Origin of the sequence: Serratia sp. ASV30, assembly GCF_016428815.1 — a bacterium.
GTDB lineage: Bacteria > Pseudomonadota > Gammaproteobacteria > Enterobacterales > Enterobacteriaceae > Chania > Chania fonticola_C.
The window spans coordinates 1-9,623 of the sequence record NZ_JAELTL010000096.1; the positions used below are offsets into that span (position 1 = coordinate 1).

Annotated in this window: 10 protein-coding genes; 6 read left to right on the forward strand and 4 right to left on the reverse strand. The window is 55.0% G+C overall.

Translation table 11 applies throughout. The features are described from left to right. Positions 1–561: 561 nt before the first annotated feature. On the reverse strand, positions 562–1,449 hold the full coding sequence (gene cynR / locus JHD74_RS24610; protein ID WP_199063740.1) for a transcriptional regulator CynR: 888 nt from the start codon (positions 1,447–1,449) through the stop codon (positions 562–564). Between the two features lie 118 nt (positions 1,450–1,567). Between cynR and JHD74_RS24615 the strand changes: the two genes are divergently transcribed. Next, on the forward strand, positions 1,568–2,221 hold the full coding sequence (locus JHD74_RS24615; RefSeq protein WP_199063741.1) for a carbonic anhydrase: 654 nt from the start codon (positions 1,568–1,570) through the stop codon (positions 2,219–2,221). Between the two features lie 26 nt (positions 2,222–2,247). Then, a complete protein-coding gene (gene cynS / locus JHD74_RS24620) occupies positions 2,248–2,718 on the forward strand; it encodes a cyanase (protein WP_024531253.1) in 471 nt (156 codons plus the stop codon). A gap of 63 nt (positions 2,719–2,781) precedes the next feature. Here the strand turns inward: cynS and JHD74_RS24625 are convergent, their stop codons facing one another. After that, positions 2,782–3,126, reverse strand: a complete 345-nt coding sequence (locus JHD74_RS24625; protein ID WP_098928001.1) for an antibiotic biosynthesis monooxygenase — start codon at positions 3,124–3,126, stop codon at positions 2,782–2,784. After that, positions 3,107–4,084, reverse strand: coding sequence for a cytochrome P450 (locus tag JHD74_RS24630; protein ID WP_199063742.1), 978 nt, complete (start codon positions 4,082–4,084; stop codon positions 3,107–3,109). The genes JHD74_RS24625 and JHD74_RS24630 overlap by 20 nt, the downstream gene beginning before the upstream one ends. 79 nt (positions 4,085–4,163) lie before the next feature. Between JHD74_RS24630 and JHD74_RS24635 the strand changes: the two genes are divergently transcribed. The 4 genes from JHD74_RS24635 (at position 4,164) to JHD74_RS24650 (ending at position 8,208) form a co-directional block, all read left to right on the forward strand. After that, on the forward strand, positions 4,164–4,847 hold the full coding sequence (locus JHD74_RS24635; protein ID WP_074031722.1) for a helix-turn-helix transcriptional regulator: 684 nt from the start codon (positions 4,164–4,166) through the stop codon (positions 4,845–4,847). Positions 4,848–4,924: 77 nt separating this feature from the next. Next, positions 4,925–5,632 carry a glutathione S-transferase N-terminal domain-containing protein gene (locus JHD74_RS24640; RefSeq protein WP_199063743.1) on the forward strand — a complete coding sequence of 236 codons (708 nt, stop codon included), beginning with the start codon at positions 4,925–4,927 and terminating at the stop codon, positions 5,630–5,632. Between the two features lie 138 nt (positions 5,633–5,770). Next, the gene (gene phoA / locus JHD74_RS24645) at positions 5,771–7,183 is read left to right on the forward strand and encodes an alkaline phosphatase (RefSeq protein ID WP_199063744.1); all 1,413 of its coding nucleotides are present in this window, start codon (positions 5,771–5,773) and stop codon (positions 7,181–7,183) included. Between the two features lie 581 nt (positions 7,184–7,764). Further along, entirely contained in the window at positions 7,765–8,208 is a 444-nt protein-coding gene (locus tag JHD74_RS24650) for a helix-turn-helix domain-containing protein (RefSeq protein ID WP_199063745.1), read from the forward strand. 99 nt (positions 8,209–8,307) lie between these two features. Here the strand turns inward: JHD74_RS24650 and JHD74_RS24655 are convergent, their stop codons facing one another. After that, entirely contained in the window at positions 8,308–9,339 is a 1,032-nt protein-coding gene (locus JHD74_RS24655; protein WP_024527547.1) for a fimbrial protein, read from the reverse strand. Positions 9,340–9,623: the final 284 nt, after the last annotated feature.

The window sequence follows — 9,623 nt, forward strand, 5'->3', positions numbered from 1 at the left end:
ATTTAATGTAAAACATCAATAAAGTCGTCACTTCGAGATATCCATAAAAATCCAGTTCATTACCAAGAAATGAATGATAGTAAAGACGCTCGTTACTTTCTTTAATATATCGCATGTTGCCCTCAGTTAAAATAATGAAAACTTATCATGTTACTTATAAAAGTCAACATGTAAATTCCATCTCGTGAAACTTTATTTAAAATTAGATACAATTTTATACCCGCCATGCTCCAAGTTGCTTGGGTGTTGGCTGCGTTAGCTCGCACCAATCACATAGTGGACTATGATCTTGGCGACTCTCGACCATGCCGCCTTCAAGCCACTTGAATTATCTTGGGTATATTACAATAAGAAACTATATTGTGATGTTGTTAGTGCTTAACACAGCGCTCGCTCTTAATTTGATTGGGAATGTGATTTGGCGCGCATTATGCCATAACGCAACACAGAGATCGTGGGAAGTTTTGGTGAAGATTTGCTCGGCGCTCGGGGTGTGGAGATATTCGCCAGCTAAATATCCCCATCAGAACGAATTAACGGATAACCAAACCCGTCACTTTTTTAGCCCATTTCCTTGACCTGATCTTGCAACATCGCAATCAACGCCCGTGAAGCTGCACTGCGGTAACCCTCTTTGCGTTGCAACACCACGGCATGGCGTTCGGGCATGGGAACCGACAGCTTGATAGGCAGCAGCAGCGGATTACTCCGTGCAATGGCCTGCGGCAGAATGGTCGCGAGCTGGCCGTGGCGCACAATCTCGACAATGGCGCTAATCGCATTCGCCTCCATGGCAACCTGAGGATAAATCGCGTGCTGCTGGCAATATTCGTCCACGTAATGACGCGTGGCGAAATCACCGTTGAGTAGCACCAATGGCACCTGTTGCACCTCCGCTACGTTCAAGGCAGCGCGGTGCTTGGTAAGCTGATGCCCCTTCCCCACCATCAGTTGCAGCCGCTCCGTGAACAGCCTGGTCGCGGCTATATCCGCAGAGTGAACCGGCTCGAAGGCAATCCCGAGATCCAATTGGTCATCGCACAATAACGCCTCCATCTTATCCTGCGTCATCTCACGGATATTCAGCGTAATACCTGGGTAGCGCCGGAAAAAGCCGTCGACCAACGGGCCAATCAGGTAGGAGGTAAAGGTCGGCGTCATAGCCAAGCGCAGATTGCCGCGTTCCAACGTTGCGACATCCTGAATGGCCCGCTTGCCAGCATCCAGATCCTGTAACGCCAGACGGGCATAGCGCATCCACGCCTGCCCCGCATCGGTGAGTTGCACCCTACGCCCCGAACGATCGAACAACGCTACCTGTAACGTCTCTTCCAACTGTTTGATCTGCTGTGACAAGGTGGGCTGAGAAACATGCAGCACCTCTGCCGCCCGGGTGAAGTTCCCCTGCTCGGCCACCGCCAGAAAGTAACGTATGTGCCGCAGTAACATAACGCTTCAACTATTAGTTATTCCTATCGTGACGATTATAAATGAGTCTTGGAACCTATAGCTAGAAAAGTCCATTCTTGCCTCCATTGAAAGCAAGCCACACATTGATGGAGTCACCATGCAAGAGGTTATTGACGGTTTTCTGAAGTTCCAGCGCGAGGCATTTGTTGAGCGTACAGAGCTGTTCAAACGTCTGGCTACCAGCCAGAGCCCACGCACCCTATTTATCTCATGTTCCGACAGCCGATTGGTGCCGGAACTGATCACCCAACGCGAACCGGGCGACCTGTTCGTTATCCGCAACGCAGGCAATATCGTGCCTTCTTTCGGGCCTGAGCCTGGTGGTGTTTCAGCCTCGGTTGAATATGCCGTTGCCGCGCTAGGCGTAGAGGATATTGTGATTTGCGGCCACTCCGATTGCGGCGCCATGACCGCCATTGCCACCTGCAAATGCCTGGATCACATGCCAACCGTAGCCAACTGGCTGCGCTATGCCGATGCGGCCAAGGCGGTCAATCAGGCCAATGAGCACGCCAGCGAGCACGATCGCATTAACTCGATGGTGCGTGAAAACGTCATTGCCCAACTGACCAACCTGAAAACTCACCCTTCGGTCGCGCTGGCGCTCGATCGAGGCAATCTGCGGCTGCATGGCTGGGTCTACGATATCGCTACCGGCTGTATTGACGCATTAGATGGCAATACCCGCCGTTTCGTACCGTTGGCGAGCAACCCGAGCGTCACCGCCAGCCCAGCCATGCAACGTTTCTAACCTATTAATCATCAAGAGGATTTCACATGACACAATCTCTACAAAACACTTGCGCACGCCAGAACCTGACCGACATCATCATGGATGCCAAAGTCCGCCAGGGCCTGACCTTTGAGGCGATTAACCAAGGCACCGGCTTGAGCCTGGCGTTCGTCACCGCCGCACTGCTTGGCCAACACCCGTTGCCGGAACAGGCCGCCCGCGTGGTTGCAGCAAAATTGGGTTTGGATGAAGATGCGGTGCGCCTGCTGCAAGCCATCCCGGTACGCGGCAGTATCCCCGGCGGTGTGCCGACCGACCCGACCATCTATCGTTTCTACGAGATGGTACAGATCTACGGCTCAACCCTGCGGGCACTGGTACATGAACAATTTGGTGACGGGGTGATCAGCGCGATCAACTTCAAGCTGGATATCAAAAAGGTCCAGGATCCCGATGGGGGTGAACGCGCGGTGATCACGCTGGATGGTAAGTACCTGCCAACCAAGCCATTTTAATCATTAAGTTATCAAATCATTAAGTTAATACAATCCAGCGCCGGAACCTCGGCGCTGGATCATTCAACCATGAAAATGGCGGCTATCCGCCGGAGCCTGCTCACGCGGTTCCAAGCCATAATCCCGCACCACCTCGGCCACCCGTAACCGGTAATATTCCAACACCTCATGCCTGCCACGCGCCTGGGCCTGACGGTGTTGCTCCAGGTTGCGCCACTGCTGTACCGCCGCCTCATCACGCCAGAACGACAGCGATAACAACTTGTCCGGCTCGCTCAGGCTCTGAAAACGTTCGATAGAGATAAAGCCGTCAATTTCTGCCAGCAACGGTTTCAGCTCCGCCGCCAACTCTAGATAGGTTTCCCGCTGCCCAGCGGCAGCCCGTAGTTCAAAAATCACCGCGATCATCATCGTTCTCCTCGGCAGTATAAAATTCAGGTACACGCGCATTTTGCGAAACACGCCAGCGAAACTGGCTTAACAGTTCGGGCTTAAGGTTGAGTTTGGATAAATGGCCGATCCCCACCAAGGCGATCAACCGTGCCCAACGTTCTCCAGGGCAACGATGAGCACCATGACCAAAGGCAAAACTCTCCTGCGGCGTTTTCAACTGCACCAATACGCTCTGCCCCACCGCCAGCGTTTGACCATCAAGCAACGTAGCCTGTCGCGCAAACCTGCGGGTAGTATGGATCGGTGGAGTTTGCTGCAACACCGCCTGGATCAACGCCTCTGCCGGTTGATGGCGCTGACTTGTCAGTAACAGCGTCTGGCCGATTAATCCGGCGGTCCCCTCACAGGCTTGGAACAGTAGCCCGATGGCATTGGCTATCGCCAGAGCACGATCGCCAATGTATTGGCACAATTGATAGAGCAGCGGCCCATCAGCCTGCTGCATACGAGTTTGCAATTTTCCGGCGGCAATGGCCCCCGCAGCCATCTGCTCTGCGCTACCGCCAGGAGCAATACAGCGCACAAAGTCCAACACCTCGTCCACCAAGGCAGATCGATCCTGATGGGCCACGCCCAATAAGTCTGCCAGCACGCAAATCGGCAAAGCGTAGTTAAACCGGGTGAGTTGCTCTGCCGTTGTCAAACCGGCCGCTAACCGTTGAGCCACGCAAACCGTAGTCTGGCGGATCTCATCGTCTGTGAACGCGGCCAGAGCCTCCTCGATCGCCCCCTTTAATTCACGCTGCCCGGCACCATCATTCATACGTACCAGAGAGGCGAAAATCGATTGAGCGGGCGTCCCAATTAAAGCTGCGGGTACCGGCTCATCCTTGGGGCGAACGCCGAGGTGAGGATGGGTTAAGGCTTCACGCACCGCTTGCCGCGATGCAACTGAAAAGGGGCAGGCCGTCATGGCAATTTCCTTCAGATGGTAATAGAGAGTAGCCATTGTCGGGTTAGACGAGCAGCAATACTTCGGTTATTCTCGAAGTATGAATGACAATACGCTTGAAGACCGCCTGGCCGCATTGACGGCCGCTATCGCCGATCGCACCCGAGCGCGCATGCTGTGCCTGCTGATGGATGGGCGCGCCTATACCGCAACGGAGCTGAGTGCGGCGGTGGACGTCGCGGCCTCCACCGCTAGCAGTCATCTGGCACGTTTGCAGGAACAGAATCTGATCGGCTGTGTCAAACAGGGCCGCAATCGCTTTTACCGTCTGGCGGGCAAACCGGTGGCCGACATGCTGGAAAGCCTGATGGCGTTGGCCGGTGTAGAACGCCCGACGGTCAAAAGTAGCACTCCGGCCTCATTACGTTATGCACGAACCTGCTATGACCACATGGCGGGTGAGATCGCGGTCCAATTACATCATCAGTTGCTGGCACGGGCCTGGCTAATCGGGGATAACGACTATCAGCTCAGTGAGGCTGGGCAGGCTGCCTTGACACAGTTGGGTATCGATTGCTCCCCAGCCCCGACCCGGCGGCGCTTTGCCTGCGATTGTCTGGACTGGAGCGAACGTAAGGCTCACCTCGGTGGCGCACTGGGCGCTGCCATATTGGCCGCATTTGAAAAGCGCGGATGGGTTCAGCGCCAGCTAGACAGCCGTGAGCTGCAACTGACCGCCGCCGGTAGAAAAGCGCTGAGCGCACATTTTGGCCTGGCGCTTTAAATGCCTGACGCGCTAGCTTAGCTGCCATACTCAATGGGTTTACCTGTTGACGATCCCGTCATATCCGAGGAGTTATCATGTCCGATATTAACCAATTCCCGATCGCCAAACGTTGGCCCGCCAAGCATCCAGAACGGTTACAACTCTACTCGCTACCGACCCCTAATGGAGTGAAAGTCTCCATCATGCTCGAAGAGATCGGCCTACCTTATGAGGCACACCTGATCGATATCGGCAAAAATGAAACCTGGACACCGGAGTTCCTGTCGCTCAACCCTAACGGTAAAATCCCGGCGATCCTCGATCCTGCCGGCCCAGACGGCAAACCGTTAGCGTTGTTCGAGTCCGGGGCAATCCTGCTATATCTGGCAGAGAAATGCGGTCAGTTGTTACCCAAGGATCCCGCCCAGCGTTATGAAACCATCCAGTGGGTGTTTTTCCAGATGGCGTCCGTTGGGCCAATGTTCGGTCAGCTAGGCTTCTTCCACAAATTCGCCGGGCGTGAATATGAAGACAAACGGCCATTTGAACGCTACCAGAAGGAGTCCAAACGGCTGCTGGGTGTGCTGGAAGAACGGCTGCAAGGGCGTGATTGGATCATGGGTTCGGAATACACCATTGCCGATATCTCCCTGCTCGGCTGGGTACGCAACCTGATCGGTTTTTATGAAGCGCGCGACGTGGTGGAGTTCGACAACTTCCCCCTTGTTGGCCAATGGCTGGAACGCGGATTGGCAAGGCCAGCCGTACAGCGCGGCATCAATATTCCTGCCCGCCAAGCCTGATAACCCATTGGGATAGCCAGGAAAGGCTATCCCTTCTCACTCGTCTTTCGTCATAAAAATGTCACTTTCCTGCTCTACTCTCCCGTGTAACAAAATAATGCCAACCGTATTTTTGTATTACGACAAGGAGCCCTACCCATGCAGCAGTCCGTTTCCCTGATCGCCAGCGCCGTATTATCCGCTCTGTTATGCTCCACCGCCCTGGCTGACAACAATCAGCTCAACAACCGCGCGGCTCGTGGCGATATTACCGAACCCGGCGGTGCACGCCGATTGGCAAGCGATCAAACCGCCGCCCTGCAAGCTTCGCTGTCGAATAAAACCGCCAAAAACGTGATCCTGCTGATCGGCGACGGCATGGGCGATTCGGAAATCACCGGTGCACGCAACTATGCCGAAGGCGCAGGCGGTTATTTCAAGGGGATCGATGCCCTGCCGCTGACCGGCCAATACACCCACTACTCGCTGGATAAGAAAAGCCATAAACCGGACTATGTCACCGACTCTGCCGCCTCGGCCACCGCCTGGGCTACTGGCGTCAAGACCTACAACGGCGCGTTAGGCGTGGATGTGAATGGCAAAGATCAGCCGACGATTTTGGAACTGGCCAAGGCCGCAGGTAAAGCCACCGGCAACGTCTCCACGGCGGAACTGCAAGATGCCACACCGGCGGCACTGGTTTCGCACGTAACCTCGCGCAAGTGCTACGGCCCAGAGGAGACCAGTGAGCAATGTGCCAGCAACGCGCTGGAAAACGGCGGGCACGGATCAATCACCGAGCAGTTGATTAAAACCCGTGCCGACGTCACGCTAGGCGGTGGGGCAAAATCCTTCGCTCAGTTGGCGAAAAGCGGTGAATGGCAGGGGAAAACGCTGAAAGCCCAGGCCGCCGCGTTAGGCTACCAATGGGTGGAGGATGCCGAAGGTCTGAACGCGATTAACCTCGCCAATCAGCAAAAGCCGCTGTTAGGCCTGTTTGCACCAGGCAATATGCCAGTACGTTGGAAGGGGCCAAAAGCGTCCTACCACGGTAATCTCGATCAGCCTGCGGTGACCTGTGAGAATAACCCAGAGCGCGGCACCAATGTGCCAACGCTGGCGGCGATGACCGAGAAAGCCATCGAGCTGCTGAAGAACAATCCGAACGGTTTCTTCCTGCAGGTGGAAGGGGCGTCCATCGACAAACAGGATCATGATGCCAACCCATGCGGCCAGTTTGGCGAAACGGTCGATCTGGATGAGGCAGTACAAAAAGCGTTGGAGTTCGCCCGCGCCGATGGTAATACCCTGGTGATCGTCACCGCCGACCACGCTCATTCCAGCCAGATTATTGCCGCCAAGGCCAAGGCACCGGGGCTGACCCAATCATTAACCACCAAAGACGGCGCGGTGATGACCATCAGCTATGGCAACTCGGAAGAAGGCTCTCAGGGCCATACCGGCACTCAGTTGCGCGTTGCCGCTTATGGCCCGCATGCCGCCAATATTGTGGGGCTGACCGATCAGACCGACCTGTTCTTCACCATGCGCGACGCCATGAACATCAAGTGATCCAGAGGGGCATGTTCCCCTCACCCTAACCCTCTCCCAAAAGGAGAGGGGACCGATCGAGTTCGCTGATTTTTCTGCGTAATATATCAACCATCTATCTTTCTCATCACGTTCCGGAACAGCACGGCCTCATCAGAGACGCAGGGCAACTCCCTCTCCCAAAAGGAGAGGGGACTGATCGAGTTCACTGATTTTTCTGCGTAATACTTCATCCATCTTCTTTCTCATCACGTTCCGGAACAGCACGGCCTCATCAGAGACGCAGAGCAACTCTCTCTCCCAAAAAGTAGGGAGGACCGATCGAGTTCGCTGATTTTTCTACGTAATACATCACCCATCTATCTTTCTCATCACGTTCTCGAGCAGCGCAGCCTCATCAGAGACGCAGGGGGGCTCTCTCACCCTATGGGTTGAGGAGCAGCTAAACCCCTACCCCTGGCGGAGCATTTTTCGCCACGTCAATTATCCAAGTTTACCCTTGCGTAACCGCCCATGCGCGCCTATTATCAAAGAATAAACTTGGATTATTAAGTCCCATTTGACTGTGACCCGAATGTCGTCGCTGCAGGAGAATTAAACCAATGGATCGCGCCAATATCATTCATGACTTGCTGAACTGGATCGAAAACCACCTGGATCAACCGCTGCTGTTGGATAACGTGGCGGCAAAATCTGGCTACTCCAAATGGCATCTACAACGTATGTTCCGCAGTACCACTGGCCATGCGCTCGGTAGCTATATCCGCGAGCGCCGTTTGTCCAAGGCCGCACAGGCACTACGCGCTACCCCTCGCCCAATACTGGATATCGCCCTGCAGTTCCATTTTGATTCCCAGCCTTCATTTTCCCGGGCCTTTAAAAAGCAGTTCGGTGAAACGCCAGCGGTCTATCGCCGCACGCCGCAGCAAGATGAAGTGGCCCTCTCCTCAGAGCACAACTATCGGCACAGCACACCGAGCCTGCATTCACTGTACAAGCGCCAATGCGTAGACGAAGGCTGCACCAACTGGGTCGGCCAGCGTTAAAAGCAAAAAGGCCAACGGGTGTATAAACCCATTGGCCTTTTCAGCTCCCGCTAAACGGGCGCAGCAGCACCTCACCCCATTGAACTGAGTGATGTCTTATCAGTTATATTCGAGGGTAAAGGTGGCAATCGATTTGATGGTACCGCCCTTCATTTTCGCTGCAGTCTGGTAGTAACGCGCCTTGAGCGGCAAAGTGATGGTATTGGTCTGGTTGGCAATAGTATGCCCGGCATACACCGCCGTGCCGCTAGTGATTGGCGTTGAGTTATTGCCGGTCAGCAGTTGGACTCCAACGCCGCTGGCGGCATTGCTATCCTGTACAGGCTGGAGTACGCCCGGTGCATTCGAGGTATCGCGGGTATAGTCAAAACGTACGTTCACCAGCCCCTCCCCTGTACCACCAGGTAACAGCTCCGTCCCCGAACCACCGACGCAGTTGATATTAATCGAAAAGTCCTGCTCTGCGGCGGTACTGCCCACGCCTTTAAACGCCGCAGTCGCCACCGTACTCAGGTTGATCACCTTGTTTTTCGAACCGGCGTCCACCGAACAGGACGAGGTGACAATGGTGATACTGTTCGCCAATACGTGGGAGATCAGGATCGGTCTTGAAGGGCCCGTCCCATCCGCATAGTAAGAAGAATACTGCCCGGGGGCTAACGAGCCGGTACCGGTATTCTGGGCAATCTTGATCACCTCAACCACAAAATACCCCTCAGCCAGATACACCGCGCCGTTACGGTAGATCTCATGCGGGTAATAGGCTCCTTCCTGTGTGCCTATCTGGCGATAAAGCCGCAACCCCACCCCCGGCACGTTGGTGGTCCAGATTTTGTCGCTGATGGAGCTCGGGCCGCCTTGTAAAATGCGACCGTACAACGTGCTATTACCGCTGCAAGAAATATTGTTATCCCGGCTGATATCGAACTTGCCGGTGGCCAGGATATCGCCCACCTTGGTATCCGGCGTAATCAATACCCTGCCGACGTTCATAATGATGTCCTGCGGCCTGGTCGTATTAACTCGACATTGAGCATATGCCTGTTGCCCGGCCAACATCAGTAACAAAAACAGCATGGCTGATTTAGGGCGCTGGCGCATGGCGGTGAATTTATGGATAACGTTGATCATTTGCAGCTCGCCTCGATAATTTCGTAATCAGTGCTGTTTTGTGTTTTGGCCTGGTAGTTCACGGCACACTGTTGTGTCGGCTGAGTACCCCATTTCACCAACAGCAGTCCTGTCTCTTATACACATCTCCGAGCCCACGAGACAGGAGGTATCATCGCGTATGCCGTCTTCTGCGTGAAAAAGGGGGGGGGGGGGGGGGGGGGGGGGGGGGGGGGGGGGGGGGGGGGGGGGGGGGGGGGGGGGGGGGGGGGGGGGGGGGGGGGGGGGGGGGGGGGGGGGGGGGG